This is a genomic window from Acidimicrobiia bacterium (assembly GCA_040880805.1).
Taxonomy (GTDB): Bacteria; Actinomycetota; Acidimicrobiia; order IMCC26256; family DASPTH01; genus DASPTH01.
Genome location: JBBDHW010000050.1, coordinates 1 through 15,690, shown reverse-complemented (window position 1 = coordinate 15,690; position 15,690 = coordinate 1). Strand labels below are relative to the sequence as shown.

The 15,690-nt window shown below is 67.8% G+C and carries 14 protein-coding genes; 8 read left to right on the top strand and 6 right to left on the bottom strand.

Annotated elements, in window-relative coordinates; all coding sequences use genetic code 11:
• A partial coding sequence (locus tag WD271_13460; protein ID MEX1008839.1) for a cytochrome P450 occupies window positions 1-678 on the bottom strand: 678 nt, incomplete at its 3' end.
• 91 nt (window positions 679-769) lie between these two features.
• On the opposite strand from WD271_13460, the gene WD271_13455 reads away from it, so the two are divergent.
• From WD271_13455 to WD271_13445, 3 genes are all read left to right on the top strand, one after another.
• Window positions 770-3,022: a xanthine dehydrogenase family protein molybdopterin-binding subunit gene (locus WD271_13455; protein MEX1008838.1), complete on the top strand. Its 2,253-nt coding sequence runs from the start codon at window positions 770-772 to the stop codon at window positions 3,020-3,022.
• A 129-nt stretch (window positions 3,023-3,151) separates the two neighbouring features.
• Entirely contained in the window at window positions 3,152-4,951 is a 1,800-nt protein-coding gene (locus WD271_13450; GenBank protein ID MEX1008837.1) for an ABC transporter ATP-binding protein, read from the top strand.
• A gap of 14 nt (window positions 4,952-4,965) precedes the next feature.
• Window positions 4,966-6,744 (top strand): ABC transporter ATP-binding protein, encoded by a 1,779-nt coding sequence (locus WD271_13445; GenBank protein MEX1008836.1) that lies wholly within the window; start codon window positions 4,966-4,968, stop codon window positions 6,742-6,744.
• Between the two features lie 55 nt (window positions 6,745-6,799).
• Here the strand turns inward: WD271_13445 and WD271_13440 are convergent, their stop codons facing one another.
• From WD271_13440 to WD271_13425, 4 genes are all read right to left on the bottom strand, one after another.
• Complete coding sequence (locus WD271_13440; GenBank protein MEX1008835.1) at window positions 6,800-7,543, bottom strand: polysaccharide deacetylase family protein; 744 nt, start codon at window positions 7,541-7,543, stop codon at window positions 6,800-6,802.
• 62 nt (window positions 7,544-7,605) lie between these two features.
• Window positions 7,606-8,031 carry a VOC family protein gene (locus tag WD271_13435; GenBank protein ID MEX1008834.1) on the bottom strand — a complete coding sequence of 142 codons (426 nt, stop codon included), beginning with the start codon at window positions 8,029-8,031 and terminating at the stop codon, window positions 7,606-7,608.
• Window positions 8,032-8,045: 14 nt separating this feature from the next.
• On the bottom strand, window positions 8,046-9,080 hold the full coding sequence (locus tag WD271_13430) for a phosphotransferase family protein (protein ID MEX1008833.1): 1,035 nt from the start codon (window positions 9,078-9,080) through the stop codon (window positions 8,046-8,048).
• A 4-nt stretch (window positions 9,081-9,084) separates the two neighbouring features.
• Entirely contained in the window at window positions 9,085-9,843 is a 759-nt protein-coding gene (locus tag WD271_13425; GenBank protein MEX1008832.1) for an enoyl-CoA hydratase/isomerase family protein, read from the bottom strand.
• A 211-nt stretch (window positions 9,844-10,054) separates the two neighbouring features.
• Here WD271_13425 and WD271_13420 point away from each other — a divergent pair, with 211 nt between their 5' ends.
• From WD271_13420 to WD271_13400, 5 genes are all read left to right on the top strand, one after another.
• A complete protein-coding gene (locus WD271_13420) occupies window positions 10,055-10,495 on the top strand; it encodes a hypothetical protein (GenBank protein MEX1008831.1) in 441 nt (146 codons plus the stop codon).
• Window positions 10,496-10,645: 150 nt separating this feature from the next.
• Window positions 10,646-11,005 carry a helix-turn-helix transcriptional regulator gene (locus tag WD271_13415; protein ID MEX1008830.1) on the top strand — a complete coding sequence of 120 codons (360 nt, stop codon included), beginning with the start codon at window positions 10,646-10,648 and terminating at the stop codon, window positions 11,003-11,005.
• Window positions 11,002-11,847, top strand: a complete 846-nt coding sequence (locus WD271_13410) for a hypothetical protein (GenBank protein ID MEX1008829.1) — start codon at window positions 11,002-11,004, stop codon at window positions 11,845-11,847. The genes WD271_13415 and WD271_13410 overlap by 4 nt, the downstream gene beginning before the upstream one ends.
• Before the next feature lie 67 nt (window positions 11,848-11,914).
• Window positions 11,915-13,129 (top strand): acyl-CoA dehydrogenase family protein, encoded by a 1,215-nt coding sequence (locus WD271_13405; protein MEX1008828.1) that lies wholly within the window; start codon window positions 11,915-11,917, stop codon window positions 13,127-13,129.
• Between the two features lie 74 nt (window positions 13,130-13,203).
• Window positions 13,204-14,307, top strand: coding sequence for a site-specific integrase (locus WD271_13400; protein MEX1008827.1), 1,104 nt, complete (start codon window positions 13,204-13,206; stop codon window positions 14,305-14,307).
• Window positions 14,308-14,631: 324 nt separating this feature from the next.
• Here the strand turns inward: WD271_13400 and WD271_13395 are convergent.
• A partial coding sequence (locus tag WD271_13395; protein ID MEX1008826.1) for a hypothetical protein occupies window positions 14,632-15,690 on the bottom strand: 1,059 nt, incomplete at its 5' end.

The following is a 15,690-nucleotide window of genomic DNA, read 5'->3' as shown; positions in this document are numbered from 1 at the left end:
GTCGTCGCGCGGATCCGCGCGACGCTGCTCGGCCAGCTGGTTCGAGTACATGAAGAGCTCGGCCATCGCGTTGCCGCTGTCGTCGCCCATGAACTCGGGGTCACCCGCGCCGATCATGCGGTTCGACCACTCGAAGAGCTTCACTCGGTCTTCCTGCGGCACGCCCATGATCTCGGCGATCGCCTGGAGTGGGAGCTCCGAGGCGATGTCGACCACGAAGTCGGCCTTGCCTTGCTCGACGACCTGGTCGACGATGTGCGTGGCTCGGGTACGGAGCGCCTGCTCGAGCAGGCCGATCATGCGCGGCGTGAAGCCCTTGTTGACGAGCAGGCGGTAGCGCGTGTGCTTCGGCGGATCCATCTCGAGCATGATCACGCCGCGTACTGCAGCGTTCGCCTCTGCTTCGGCGTCGATCTCGATGCCCATCTCCCTCGCCCGGCGGCGGGAGAAGATCTGGGTGCCGCCGATCTGCGACGAGAAGAGCGCCGAGTCGCGGTTCACCAGCACGACGTCTTCGTGCTTCACGACGTTCCAGAAGCCCTCGCCGGGATCGTCCTCGTACCAGTAGACCGGGGCGTCTTCTCGCAGCCGGCGGAACCACTCGTGGTGCTTCTGCGCCACGAACGCGTCGGGGTCCAGCAGATCGATGTCGCTGAGGTCGGTACTCGTGACGGCCATGGTTTCCTCCCGTGGCTCCCGGGTCGCCGCCGGTCTCGGAGACCGGTCGCCCGACCCGTCAATCTAATCCAACACGTTAACGTCCTTCCCTATGACGCGGACTGTCCTCGGCCACTCGGTGCTCCGTTCGGAGGACCCGGGTCTGCTCACGGGCAGTGCCCGCTTCATGGCCGACCTCGAGATCGAGGACACCCTCCACGCCGTCTTCGTGCGATCGCACGTTGCCCACGGAACGGTGGAAGCCGTGCACACGGCGGAAGCCGCCGCGTGCACGGGCGTGCACTCGGTGTGGACCGCAGCCGATCTCGATCTCCCGGGCAAGCGCGCCTCCGGCGAGGAAGGGCTCGAGCGGCCGTTGCTGGCGGTCGACCGCGTCCGTTTCGTGGGTGAGGCGGTGGCCGTGGTGCTCGCGGGCACGCTCGCCCACGCGCTCGACGCCGCCGACGAAGTGGTCGTCGAGATCGAGCCGCTCCCCGCAGTGGCCGATCCGATCGCCGCCGCGGCGGACGGCGCGCCGCTGCTGTTCCCAGAGCACGGCACCAACCTCATGGGCGCGACCGCGGACGGACCCGACCACGAGTTCTTCGCCGATGCACACGTCGTGGCCCGGGTTCGGGTCGCGCACCAGCGGGTGGCACCGGTGACGATGGAGGCCAACGGCTGCGTCGCGGTGCCCGAGCCCGACGGGTCGCTCACCGTCTGGGCGTCCACGCAGTCCGTCTTCGGTGTACAGCGTGAGGTAGCCCGCACGCTCGGTCTCGATGCCCCGCAGGTGCGCGTGCGCGCCCCGTGGATCGGCGGCGGTTTCGGCGCCAAGGGCGGTGTGTACCCCGAGCAGTTGGTGGTCGCCGGCCTCGCGCACAAGGTGGGCCGCACCGTGCGATGGACCGAGAGCCGGCGCGAGAACCTCCTCGGGATGACACACGGCCGTGGCCAGGTGCACGACGTGGAGCTCGGCGCGACGCGCGACGGCAGGTTCACCGGGTTGAGGGTGCGAGGCTTCGCCGACGTCGGCGCGTACGCGACGCGGGGAATGTTCATCCCGACGATCACGCGCATGATGTCGTCGGGCGTGTACGCCATCCCGAAGATCGACTTCGAAGTGACGCCCGTCGTCACGAACTGCACGCCGACCGGCTTTTATCGCGGTGCCGGGAGACCCGAGGCCGCGTCGTTGGTCGAGCGCGCGGTCGACGCGATGGCGCGTGAGCTCGGCAGCGATCCGGTGGAGCTGCGCCGGCGCAACTTCCCACCGGGTTCGGCATTTCCGTTCACCACCGCCACCGGCACCACGTACGACAGTGGCGAGTACGAAGCCGCGCTCGACGAAGCGTTGCGCCTCGCCGATTACGACGCGCTCCGCGAAGAGCAGCGCCGCCGCCGCGAAGATCCTGACGCCGTGCTGCTGGGAATCGGGATCGCGTGCTACGTGGAGACGTCGGGACGCGGCAGCGAGTTCGGGTCGGTCGAGGTGCACGCCGACGGTACCGTCACCGTGGTCACTGGCAGCGTTCCCCACGGGCAGGGTCACGAGACCACATGGGCGCAGATCGCGTCGGCCACCCTGGGTGTTCCCTTCGAGGTCGTGCGCGTCGTGCACTCCGACACCGCGCTGGTCGACCACGGTGTCGGTACCTTCGGGTCCCGCTCTGCGCAACTCGCCGGCTCGGCGGTGCGGGAAGCGGCCGAGGTCGTCCTCGAGCGTGCCCGCGCACTGGCCGCGGAGATGCTCGAGGCATCGCCCGACGACGTCGTCGTGCTCGACGACGGCCGCCTCGGAGTTGTGGGCGTACCCGCGAGCGGGCTCACCTGGGCCGAGATCGCGACCGAAGCCACGCGGCGCGCGACGCCGCTCTCGCACGAGCTCGACTTCGACTCGCTCGGATCGTTCCCGTTCGGGTGTCACGTCGCTACGGTCGAGATCGATCGCGAGACCGGTGGTGTCACGCTGCGCGAGCTGGTGGCGGTCGACGACTGTGGCGTGGTGATCAACCCGTTGCTTGCCGAGGGGCAGGTGCACGGCGGCCTCGCACAGGGCATCGCGCAGATCCTGTACGAAGGTGTTCGCTACGACGACGATGCCAACCCGCTCACCGCGTCGCTGCTCGACTACCTCGTACCCGCGGCGTCCGATCTGCCGTCGTTCCGCACCGCGCACACCGTTACGCCGAGCCCGAACAATCCGCTCGGCGCGAAGGGGATCGGCGAGTCGGGTACCACCGGCTCGATCGCCGCGGTGTGGAACGCGGTTCTCGACGCGCTCGCGCCGTTTGGTGTGACGAACATCGACCCGCCCTGCACACCCGAGCTGGTGTGGCGGGCGATGCACGACACACCCGGGTAGTCCCATAGTTACGTGGGGCCGTTCGCGACCGGTTGGTAGCCTGACCGGTCGAGGTCGCCGGTGTTGTCCGGAGCGAACGGCCGCGAGCCGGGTATCGGCTCGTAGTGAGCGACCCATGTAGGAGGTCGAGTGAGTCGCGGTTCGCAGCGCATGGTCGACCGCGACCGCGCGCTACGCCGCGACGGTCGGCGTCTCCTTCGCGCCGCACTGGTCACGCAGTCGTTCTGGGTCCTGATGGGCGTGGTCGCCGCGCTCACTTGGACGCTCGCGAAGCTGGCGGTGCCGCTGCTCATCGCCGGCGCAGTCGACCAGGGAATCGTGCCGAACGACAGCGGCGCGATCGTGAAATTCTCGCTCCTCATCCTGGTGGCCGGTGTGTTCCAGGCGATCGGGATGGGTCTGCGCCGGTACACCGCCTTCCGGATGTCGTACCGGGTGGAGACCGATCTGCGGGCGCGACTCTTCGCACATCTGCAGCTGCTGCACTTCGCGTTCCACGACGAGGCGCAGACGGGCCAGCTGATGGCGCGCGCGAACACCGACCTCTACCAGATCACGCAATGGCTCACGCTCGGGCCGATGAGCCTGTCGAGTGTCCTCATCCTCATCGGTGTCGCCGTGGTCATGGTGCTCGCGAGCCCGGTGCTCGCGTTGCTCGCGCTCGGGGCGCTCCCGCTCCTCAACATCGTTGCGGCGCGCTTCTCGCGTCGGCTCGCACCGATCGGCATGGAGCAGCAGGAGAAGCTCGGCGATCTTTCCGGCGTCGTCGCGGAGACCGTCGGCGGTATCCGCGCGGTGAAGGGATTCGGTGCCGAACGACTTCAGGCGCGTCGGCTCGAGACAGAAGCCGAAGCCGTGCGCGACCGCGCGCTCGCTGCGGCCAAGCTGCGCGCCAATTTCCTGCCCGCGCTCGACTTCCTCCCCGCGCTGTCGCTCGCCGCGATTCTCTGGTATGGCGGCCATCAGGTGCTCGACGGCAATCTCGAGGTCGGCGACATCATCGCCTTCAACCTCTACATCGTGATGTTGATCTTTCCGTTGCGGCTCGCGGGTCAGCTCGTCGCGCAGGCCGCGCGCGCGATGGCGGCGTCGGGCCGTGTGTCAGAAGTCCTCGCCACCGATCCTCAGATCACGTCACCCACTCACGGTCGGCGCCTACCCGTCGACGGCCGGGGCGAACTGCGCTTCGTCGGCGTGCGGTTCCGCTATGGCGACGGACCGGTGGTGCTCGACGGCTTCGACCTTACGCTCCATCCGGGTGAGGCGGTCGCCTTGGTCGGGCGAACCGCCAGCGGAAAGACAACGGTCGCGCGTCTCATTCCGCGCTTCTACGACGTGGACGACGGTGGAGTCCTGCTCGACGGCATCGACGTGCGGGAACTCCAGCTCGACGAGGTTCGCCGAGCAGTGGGGATCGTCTTCGAAGAGACGTTCCTCTTCTCCGACACGGTGCGGAGCAACATCGCGTTCGCCAACCCCGACGCCCCACTCGACCAGGTTCGTCGCGCCGCGGGTCTCGCGGGCGCCGCCGACTTCATCGACGCGCTCCCCGAGGGGTACGAGACCGTGATCGGCGAGTTCGGCTACTCGCTGTCTGGCGGACAACGACAGCGCATCGCGATCGCCCGCGCGGTTCTTGCCGATCCGCGAGTGCTGATTCTCGACGACGCCACGTCGTCGGTGGATCCCACGAAGGAACACGAGATTCGTGCAGCACTTCATGAAGTGATGGCGGGGCGGACGACCATCATCATCGCTCACCGGCCGGCGACGATCGCGCTCGCCGACCGCGTCGTGCTGCTCGACGACGGGCGCGTAGCCGAACAGGGCACCCATGAGGAGCTGCTCGATCGCTCGACGTTGTATCGAGCTGTGCTCGCGCAAGCCGGCGCCGCCGCCCCGGGATCGACGACTGGCGGGCGCGCCTGATGGCGTGGAACACGATGGCCGTGTCCGACGAGGACAAGTTCGAACCGGGCGAGGCGCAGCGGGTCGCGCGGCGAACGATGCGTCTGCTGCGGCCTTGGTGGGGTCGCATCACCCTCGCGTTGCTCTGCATCGGCGCGCAGGTCGGCTGCCTGCTCGCGGGCCCCGCGCTCGTGCGGCACGCGATCGACGCCGGGCTCGACGCCCACGACGCGGGTGTGCTCAACCTCTCGGCAGCTCTCTACGTCGTGGTTGCCGTGGCCGCACTGTGGTTCGGACGGCTCGCGATCCTCTTCACCGCGCAGATCGGCGAGACGTTCCTCCGCGATCTCCGCGTGCGAGTGTTCCGGCACCTGCTCGATCTCGGGCTCGACTACTTCGAGCGTGAACAGACCGGCCGACTCGTCGCCCGGATGACGTCCGACATCGACGCGCTGCAGGAGCTCGTCCAGGCGGGGATCACGTCGATGGTGATGAACGCGCTCCTGTTCTTGGGCGCGGTCATCGTGATCTTCGTGATGAGCTGGCAACTCGCATTGTGCACGCTCATCGTCGTGCCACCCGCCGTGTACGCGACGCGCTGGTTCCGGCGCGAGTCGAACCGGGCATACCTCGAGGTGCGAGAGCGCATCGGCACGAACCTCGCAACGCTTCAAGAAGGCCTCGCGGGTGTGCGGGTCGTGCAGGCCTTCGGCCGGGAGCAGGCGTTCACCGGGCAATTCGAGACGACGAACGAGGCGCAATACGAGGCGAACATGGAGACGATCCGCATCTCCACCCGGTACTTCCCGTTCATGGAAGGGCTCGGGATCGCCGCGACCGCGGCGATCGTCGGGCTCGGCGGGTACTTCGCTGGCGAAGGCATCGTGAGCGTGGGCACCGTCGCCGCGTTCGTGCTCTACCTCAACAACCTGTTCGAGCCCGTCCAGCAGCTGAGCCAGCAGTACAACATCGTCCAGTCGGCCGGCGCGGCGTTGAAGAAGCTCTTCGGAGTGCTCGATGTGAAGCCGTCGATCGTGGAGCGAACCGGCGCGGTCGATCTCCCCGCCGATGGCGCGCTCGACGTTCGCAATGTCTCGTTCGCGTACGGCTCCGGTGCCGACGTGCTCCACGATGTCTCCCTTCGAATCGGTAGCGGTGAGCGGCTGGCGTTGGTCGGCCCGACGGGTGCCGGGAAGTCCACGCTGGCCAAACTCGTGGCTCGCTTCTACGACCCTCGAGAGGGCTCGGTCGCGATGGGAGGCGTCGACCTGCGGGACGCGACCCTCCGCTCACTGCGCGACCGCATCGTGGTCGTGCCGCAGGAAGGTTTTCTGTTCACGGGCACGGTGCGCGACAACGTGCGGGTCGGGCGGCCCGATGCCACCGACGGCGAGGTCGAGGCGGCGGTCGACGCGCTCGGTGTGCGCGAGCGCTTCGAGACGCTGCCGGAAGGGCTCGACACGGAAGTCCGCGAGCGTGGGTCGCGCCTCTCGGCGGGGGAGCGCCAGCTCGTCTCGCTCGCGCGTGCCGCCCTCGCCGATCCTGCTGTCCTGGTACTCGACGAAGCGACCTCGAACCTCGATCCTGGAACCGAGCGTGTGGTCGAGCGCGCGCTCGAGCGACTCACCGAGAATCGCACGGTGGTCGTCGTCGCGCACCGGCTGTCTACCGCCGCGCGCGCCGATCGCGTCGGCGTGGTCGAGGACGGCATCCTCGCCGAGCTCGGCACCCACGACGAGCTCATCCGCCGCGAAGGGCCCTACGCGGCGCTCTTCGCGTCGTGGACCTCGGCGTCCGGCCGCGCCGCGATGTAGTCAGGAGCGAGCGTGAGCGAATCGGGTATCCCGATTCGTAGCGAGCGACCCATGGTCAGGCGAGCAGCTTCGACGCGGTGACGGGCGTGAGGTTCTTGGCGTCGAGCCCGTCGAGGATGCGGGGCAACGCTGCGATCGTGCCCGGATGGCCGAAGTGCATGCTTACGATCGAGCCCGGTCCGATCCTTGCCAGGGTCCGCGTCGCGACCGCGTCAGCACCCGGATCGGTGTAGTCGAGCGGGTCCACGTCGAAGCCGAGCACGGTGCGGTAGCCGGCCTCACGCGCCAGGTCGAGCACGACGTCGGGGGGCGCGGCCGTGCCGTCATCGGTACCCGACGGGCGGAAGAAGGCGCCCGGCGAACCCGACAGCCTCGCGAGCGCGTCGCGGCAGCGAACGATCTCGTCGCGCATCGCGTCCGGGGAGAGGGTCGAGAACGATGGGTGGGTGTAGGTGTGGTTCGCGAGCTCGTGGCCCGCGTCGAGGAGCTTCTTGGCCCACGTGGGATCGGCGTCGAGCCAATTGCCCACGACGAACGAGGTGATGAACACCTCTCGCGCGGTGAGCACGTCGAGCAGTTGCTGCGCGAGCGAGAGATCGCCGTTCGTGTGGAACGTGAGCGCGACTCGGTCACGATCGTGCGGCCCGGTGTCGACGAACCTGGCACGCGCCGCCGCCTTGCTGGTTGTCGGCGCGACGGTCGTGGTCGAACCGCTTGCTTTCGTGTCGCCTCCGCCGTCGGAGCACGCCAGCGCCGCAATGCTCGCGGCAGCCGCGACGAGAAACGTGCGCCGATCCAAGGGCGACACCCTACGAGCGAACGGCTACGAGCCCGGTATCCCGGCGCGGAGTGAGCGACCCATCAAGCAGGTAGGGCGGGTGCGGATAATGGGGCGGGGTCGACGTCGGGGAGCTCGATCGCGTTCCCGGACGGGTCCTGGATGAAGGCGGCGCGCACGGGGCGGCCGAAGTCGGTACGGGCACTCGGACCCATGAGGAAGGGGATGCCGCGTTCTTCGAGCGCGGCCATGGTCGTGTCGAAGACATCGGCCGGTACCAGGAGCGCGAAGTGCGGGAGCCCGCGGCCCTTTTCGGGCATCCGGTCGACAACGCCGATGTGGAGCTGGGCGGAGCCCACCTGGAGCCACGCACCGGGGCCGAACTCCGCGGGCCGCGGCAACACCTCGAAGCCGAGGACATCGCAATAGAAGGTGACGGCCGCGTCGAGGTCGTCGACCATCACGGTGACGTGGCTGTATCCGGCGACGGTCGTGGTATTCGTCGTCATTGCAGAACCTCCTTCTACAACCTCGAGGCGTGCCGCTCGGCGAGCATCACGCACATCTCGATACGGCTTCGCATTGGATCGAGATCGCCGGCCCGTTCGCCCTGCGCCCCGGCCTCCGCTCGCACCAGCACTCCCTGGAGGATGCACGCCAGCTTCCACTGCGAGAACGCGATGTAGTACTCGATCTGGGAGAGATCGCGACCGGACGCGCGTTGGTATCGCTCGGCCACCTCGGCGCGTGTCGCGAATCCCGGCGCGATGGTGGGGGAGTAGTTGTCGGAGATCACGTCGTCGCTCGGTTCCGGCGACGTCGCGAGCAGGTACCCGATGTCGGCGAGCGGGTCACCGAGCGTGCACAGCTCCCAGTCGAGCACCGCGAGCACGGTGCCGTGCTGGTCGATGATGCAGTTTCCGAGCCGCAGGTCGCCGTGCACGATGGTGCTCTCTCGTTGCTCCGGGATGCGCTCCGACAGGAACTTGTAGACGCGTTCGAGCCCGGGAACGTCGCTCGTCTTTGTCTGCTCGTACTGCCGGTGCCAGCGCCGGAGTTGGCGACCGATGTAGTCGTCCTTGCGCGCGAGGTCACCGAGACCTACCGCATTGACGTCGACCGCGTGGAGCGAGACATGCGCGTCGACGACCGAGTTGCTCGCGTTCCGCCGAGCGGCTTCGTCGAGTGTGTGCAACGCAGTGCCGACGTCGTTGAGGACGATGCCCTCGACGTACTCCATCACGTAGAACGGCGCGCCGATGACGGCCTCGTCGGTGCAGTTGCCGAACGCCTCGGGGACCGGCACGTCGGTCGGGCCGAGCGCATGGATGATGCGATACTCGCGGCCAACGTCGTGCGCAGTAGCCAGCACGCTGTGGAGCGGTGGTCGTCGGATGATGCAGTCGCGTCCGTCGGCATCGGTGAGCCGGACCGTGATGTTGGAACGTCCACCTACGATCTGTTCGGCCGTGAAGGGCGGCCGGAACTGCGGCACGTTCGCGGTGAACCACGGGGCAAGTCCGTCGAAGTCGATGCCGGCCGGCGCGTGCGGTGCCACCGCGTTACTGCCCTGTGAAGCTCGGCAGGCGTCGCTCGGCCATCGCGGCGACACCCTCACGGAAGTCGTCGGTTTGTCGGAGTGTCTGCTGCGCTTCGTGTTCGCGCTTCGTTGCTTCGCGCACCTTGTGCGCGAGATCGCCGCGCATGGTCTCGCGGATGGCCAGCACCGCGAGCGGACCCGACGCCGCGATCTCGGTCGCAAGCTCCCGCGTTGCGTCGCGCAGGTCCTCCGGGCTGGTGAGGCGGTCGCACAGTCCGATCGCGAGCGCTTCGGCGCCCCTCGCCTGGCCGCCGGTGTACATCAGCTCGAGCGCACGTTGCTGGCCGACGATCGCGGGCAGGGTCACCGAGATGCCGAACCCCTGGTGGAAGCCGAGCTTCGCGAAGTTACAGCTGAACCGCGACTCCGGCGTGGCGACGCGGAAGTCGGCTGCCAGCGCGAGTCCGAGTCCACCTCCCACCGCGGCTCCCTGCACCGCGGCGACGATCGGCTTGCGAGCCGAGAAGAGCTGCACGGCCTGCGCGTAGAGATCTGCGGTCTGGTCCACGAGGTCGGACTGCGGACCGAGGTCGGCGCCCGCGCAGAAGTTCTTGCCCTCCGAGCAGAGCACGATGGCGCGGCACTCGGGATCGTCGTCGAGCGCGAACACGGCGTCGACCAACGCACGGATGAGTTCGACGTCGAAGAAGTTGTTCGGAGGACGGTGGAACTCGACCGTGGCGACGGAGTCCTCGACGGCGACGGTGACGTCCTCGGCCATGGCGCGCGGACGCTACCACCGGTCCCGGAGGCCATTTCGGGGCGCTCGGGGCTGCTCCGCCTGTCTGCTCCGGCCTTGGCGGACGGCTGCCGTTCGCCTCACACGCCCCTGATGTTCCGGCGGTTTGATAGTTGACGTGGGCCGAACCCCCCGGCCCGGTCGAATCGGATGAGCCGAATCACATGAGCAGGGGAATCAGGAAGGAAGACCCATGAAGATCAAGAAGCTAGTTGCCACGGTTGCGATGGCCGGCGCTCTCACCGCCGGTACCGCGGGGATGGCGTACGCCGCCGACGGCAGCGGCTCGGGCTCGGGTTCCGGTCAGCCCGCGGCCACGGCGCAGAGGCACCCGAGGCTGCGGGCGATGGTCCGCCGCCACGGCGCCAAGATCGCTGCCGACACCCTCGGTGTGTCCACGCAGGACCTCCGCGCCGCCCTCAAAGGTGGGCAGAGCATCAACGAGTACGCCACGTCGCTCGGCAAGAACCCGGCTGACGTGAAGACCGCACTGGTCAACGCCGCCAACACCGCGATCGACAAGGCCGTTGAGAACGGCCGCATCGACCAGGCCAAGGGCGACGAGCTCAAGGGCAAGGTGGAGGCTCGGGTCGACAAGGTCCTGGACCATCACTTCGGACAGGGCGGAGCGTAAGTCCAGAGCTGACGCGCTCCGCTCGGAGCCGGGCTCACCCCGACGTACCCTGAGCTCCGGTCTCCCCGAACGTGGCCCCCCGCCCCCCCCCCCGCGTCCGGCGCGCGAGCCTTCTTGACAATGAGCAGATATCTGCTTATTCTTGGGGCCGTGCCACGCCGACGTCTCGGAACACTGCTGCCGATCGAGCAGTCGATCCTCGGGGCGGGTCTGTCGGCGCAACGAGCGGGCGAGCCCGAGTTCCACGGCTTCGCCCTCGCGACTGCAATTCGGGAGCAAGAGGCTGCCCGGCGTCTCACCGCCCACGGCACCCTGTACCGCGCCCTCGCGCGCATGGAACACGCAGGTCTGCTCACGAGCCGGTGGGAGGACGCGGAGATCGCCGAGGCCGAGGGGCGTCCCCGGCGTCGCCTGTACCGCATCACCGGTCTCGGCGAGGCCGCGCTCGTGGAAGCCGACCGGGCGCAGACGTCTCGTGCGAACCCTCGTCCTGGGCTCGCGTCGCCGTGAGCACGCTTCCCGAGCGCTGGGTCGCGCGCTACACGCGCGGGCTCCCCGACGAAACGCGTGTCGCCCGCTGTGACGAGATCGCGTCCGACGTCTTCGAACAGCACGTGAGCAACGGCGCCAGCACGCGCGGTCTCCGGATGTCGATTGCGGGGCGCACACTCCGAGGTGTTCCTGGTGACCTCATGTGGCGTTTCGAGGAAGGACGAGCGATGAAAGAGCACCGAGGCGAGTCATCGACACGACCGACGGGTATTCGGGCGGCATGGGAGTCGGCGACGCAGTCGTGGTTCACGCCACTCGCGGTACTCGTCGGAGTGTTCAACGTGCTGATGGCGGTCTACGTGATCGTCGACGAGAACGGCAAGATGCCGGGTCAAGCCATCGGCCCCGTCCTGCTCTGCTTGTTCGCGGTCGCGATGTTCACCGGCCTCTGGCTGCGCTGGCGAGCTCAGTTCGACGGAGACGTCGCGCCTGCATTCACCGGCAGTCCCGCGCGTCGGAGCGCGATCGTTCTCTGCGTGCTCGCACTCGTCGCCGTCGTCCTGATCGCGTTCGGCCTGATGGGGTCGATCGTCGCGCTCGCCGCCGGCGTCCTGACTCTCGTTGCCATCTCGATCGTGGCGGCGCGGCGACGCGGGCAGGCCATGCCGCTCGAGGCGACGAGTGAGCTGCGCACGCCGCCGTCGTCACAGTCGGTGGTGCTCGCCGACGCACTGATCATCGTGGCAACACTGCCGGCGCTGGGCCTGTTCTGGATGGTCATTCCTACGATCCTCGCGATCGTGGTGATCGGCGGTGTGATCGGCACGGGCCGGGGCGCACGGCGAGCGGCGACCGCTTGAGCCGAGCGGCGCCCCTCGGCTGCTAAGTTACCGAACGGTAACTTAGTGACCAGTGTCAGGAGCGCCGATGGCTGCCTTCTCCCTCGACCTCGACGAGGACCAGCTCCAGATCCAGAAGTGGGTGCACGACTTCGCCGAGACCGTCGTCCGCCCCGCCGCCCACGAGTGGGACGAGCGCGAGGAAACCCCGTGGCCGATCATCGAGGAGGCGGCGAAGATCGGCCTCTACTCGGCGGAGTTCTCCGCCAATGCGTCCGCCGATCCCACCGGTCTCACGTGGCCGATCATCAGCGAGGAGATGTGCTGGGGCGACGCCGGCATCACTCTCGCGATCCTCGGCTCCACGCTCGCAGTGTCGGGGATCGTCGCGAACGGAACGCCCGCGCAAGTCGCCGAGTGGGTGCCGCAGTGCTTCGGCACGGCCGAGAAGATCCAGCTCGGCGCGTTCGCGGTGAGCGAGCCCGATGCAGGGAGCGACGTCAGCTCGCTGCGCACCCGCGCGGTCTACGACGAGGCGAAGGACGAGTGGGTGCTGAACGGCACCAAGACGTGGATCACGAACGGCGGTATTGCCGACGTGCATGTGATCGTCGCTTCGGTGGAGCCCGAGCTCCGCGCCCGAGGACACGCGAGCTTCGTCGTGCCGCCGGGTACACCCGGGTTGCGCATGGGTCAGAAGTTCAAGAAGCACGGCATTCGTGCCAGCCACACCGCGGAGGTCGTCCTCGACGATGTGCGCGTGCCGGGGAGCTGTCTACTCGGTGGGAAGGACAGGCTCGACGAGCGGCTCGCGCGTGCGCGCGAGGGCGGGAGCAGTCGCGTGCAGGCAGCCATGGCAACGTTCGAGGCCACGCGCCCGCTCGTGGGCGCGCAGGCCATCGGCATCGCACGCGCCGCGTACGAGTTCGCGCTCGAGTACGCCAAGGAGCGCGTGCAGTTCGACCGCCCGATCATCGAGAACCAGGCCATCGCGTTCAAGCTCGCCGACATGAAGACCGAGATCGACGCGTCGCGCTTGCTCGTGTGGCGCGCGTCCTGGATGGCGCACTCCGGCAAGAAGTTCGAGAGCGGCGAAGGGTCGATGAGCAAGCTGAAGGCGGGGGAGACCGCGGTGCGCGTCACCGAGGAGGCCATCCAGATCCTCGGCGGCTACGGCTACATCCGCGACTACCCCGTCGAGCGCTGGCACCGCGACGCCAAGATCTACACGATCTTCGAAGGAACCAGCGAGATCCAGCGGTTGGTGATCGCACGAGCCATATCGGGTATACATATTCGGTGATCTTGCGTCACGGCTGAGGCCCTTTGCCGAAGGGCTATCCCTACTCTCATCCCTACTCGGTCTAAAGTGCGCGGATGGCCACTATCCGCCAAAGACGCCCCGGTGTGTGGGAGGTACGGGCGTTCACGGGTCGCGACGACCTCGGCAAGCCGACCCAGGTCAGCCGGACAGTGCGGGGCGGCAAGAAGGACGCGCAGCGGGTCGCTGCCGAGCTCACCGTTCATCCGGCTCCGCGGGCCCGCGGGCGAACCGTCGCCGAGCTGCTCGACGCCTATCTGGAGCTCCGCGGAGGCGAGCGCGCCGAGGCGACCAAGCGCGATCAGCGGAGCCGCGTCCGCCTCGTGGCCGAGGATCCCATCGGATCGGTCGCGGTAGCGCGTCTTTCGGTGGTCGACGTCGACCGGTGGCATGTGCGCCTGCGCAAGGCCGGCGTCGGCCCCGGCTCGATCCGGAATCGCCACATGGTGTTGCGCGCCGCGCTGGCGCAAGCACTGCGGTGGGGTTGGGTCACCACGAACGTCGCCTCCCTCGCGCCGGTATCCCAGCCCGCGCGTGCTCCTCGCGAGTCGATGAAGGCTGAAGATGTGCGCGCGGTGATCGATGCCGCCACGAGCTTCGATCCCGCCGCCGGACTCGCATTGCGCTTGGCCGCGGTGACAGGCGCGCGCCGCGCCGAGCTCGCCGCGTTCCGGTGGGACAGTGTCGACGGCAACCGCTTGACCATCGACAGGAGCGTCGCTGTCATTCGCCACGGGCGACCCGACCAACGCACGACGCCGACGCTCGTCGCCGCGCCCACCAAGACGGCGAACAGACGAATGGTCACGCTCGACGACGACACGCTCGACCTCATCGCGAAGGTGCGTACCGAGCGCGAGGAGTTCGGTCCCTGGATGTTTGCCATCGGAAATCTGCCGGCAAACCCCGATCGCATCGGAAACTGGTGGAGTCGCGCGCGTCGAATCGCGGGCATCGATGAGAAGTGGCGCCTCCACGATCTCCGCCACTGGTCCGCGACGGTCGCGATCAGCGGTGGCCATGACGTGCGAACCGTCGCGGGAAGGCTCGGTCACGCGAACCCAGCGATGACGTTGCGCGTGTACGCGCACGCCGTCGAAGCCGCCGACCAGGCAGTCGCGGTGGCGTTGGGTCAAGCACTACTCGGCGACGCGCCATGAAGTTCGCCACCGCTGTTCGACGTCTCGAAGAGGTTGGCCCAGCACGCAGCCGGTCCTTGTCGCGGGAGTCCGACGGGGCGTTCACGCGGGACAGTCTGGAGTGACGATCCACGCGCCGTAGTCCGCGAGTGTGACGGCTCAGCCCGACCAGGTCGCGCACCGATCGCCGGCTCTGGTACGCAGCAATCAAGCGTGGTCGGCTCTAGTCGACCGGTGATCTGTGCGTTTCTGCCCCCGGCGCTCGGAGGACCGATCGTGCTCTCGCACGACAGACGAGCTCAAGTCTGAGAGTGCTGTTGCGAAGAGAAACCGCGCCCCGCCGTGCTATGTCCTGTTGAGACCCGCGGCAGCAAAGCGTACTGAGTGTCGAACGTCCCTGCTCAGAGTGACGAGCAACTGGTCGACTGTCGCCTCGTCGCCCGAGGTCTTTGCTCCGGTGTGCTCACCCAGTTTTCGTTCGGCTAACCGATGCGCCAGCACGATCCTGACACTGCTTTCGGGGTCCATCGCGAGCTGTGCAAGCGTCGCCGAGTAGATGCTTGGTTGGGCTGTCGCAACGACGACAGCCAATTGACGCACGACAGGCAGCGGGTGCGCGGCGAGCAGCGCTGAGTCGAGCGCGCTCAGCGTTTCTACGGGCAGGCCCGCGAGGGTGCGGGCAGCTGCATGGACCTCGTGGGTATCGTCGCTACCCAACATCGCAACCGCCCGGTCACGAACCCATTTCTTCTGGTCGTCGCGGATCGCCGTGAAGTGGGCGAGGCGCAACCCATTTGCGCGGAGCGACGAAGATCCAAAGTCAATCTTCATCGTGCTCAGTGGGTGCGGATGCGTAGTCTCAGCGTCGAGCAGGCTTCCGTCGTGGTGTCCATCCGCGACTGCATGACTACGAATATGGAGCTTCTCCTTGTACTCCTCGTCTTCGTCAACCACGAGGTTGCAAGCGGCGATGAGCGCCTCCTGCCGATTTGGTGCGGCCTCCCTAGGGTCCTCGGCGATCGTGAGCAGCTTCTCGAGGCATGCCCTTCGGTCTTCACGTGCGAGGAACGTCACCAGGTAGGAATCGGGCACCATGTTTGTGCCGAAGCTGAACGTGTGCTCGTCCGGCTCGGCACGCGCAAGTACGCGATCTCTCGCCTCGATGGCGCGCTGTATAACGAGTTCATCGTTACCCCCGAGGGCAGCGACGGCGATGCCCGCGTCATATCGGCCAGCAGTTGCCATCGCATCCAACCGGTTCTTGAGGTCCTCGCGTTCGTCAGGCGTGAGGGCGGAGCGCCGTCCGAACGTCGGCGCATCGCGTAACGCGCTTAGGACCGAGTCACCCTTTAGCCTCGATCCACCGATTGACCATGTGAGTTGCGGTCGCGTATCCGCGGAAAG

Excerpts from the sequence above, each read along its gene's own strand:
- WD271_13455 (MEX1008838.1), top strand. The coding sequence starts at position 770 with ATGACGCGGACTGTCCTCGGCCACTCGGTGCTCCGTTCGGAGGACCCG.
- WD271_13445 (MEX1008836.1), top strand. The coding sequence starts at position 4,966 with ATGGCCGTGTCCGACGAGGACAAGTTCGAACCGGGCGAGGCGCAGCGG.
- WD271_13435 (MEX1008834.1), bottom strand. The coding sequence starts at position 8,031 with ATGACGACGAATACCACGACCGTCGCCGGATACAGCCACGTCACCGTG.
- WD271_13425 (MEX1008832.1), bottom strand. The coding sequence starts at position 9,843 with ATGGCCGAGGACGTCACCGTCGCCGTCGAGGACTCCGTCGCCACGGTC.
- WD271_13420 (MEX1008831.1), top strand. The coding sequence starts at position 10,055 with ATGAAGATCAAGAAGCTAGTTGCCACGGTTGCGATGGCCGGCGCTCTC.
- WD271_13405 (MEX1008828.1), top strand. The coding sequence starts at position 11,915 with ATGGCTGCCTTCTCCCTCGACCTCGACGAGGACCAGCTCCAGATCCAG.
- WD271_13400 (MEX1008827.1), top strand. The coding sequence starts at position 13,204 with ATGGCCACTATCCGCCAAAGACGCCCCGGTGTGTGGGAGGTACGGGCG.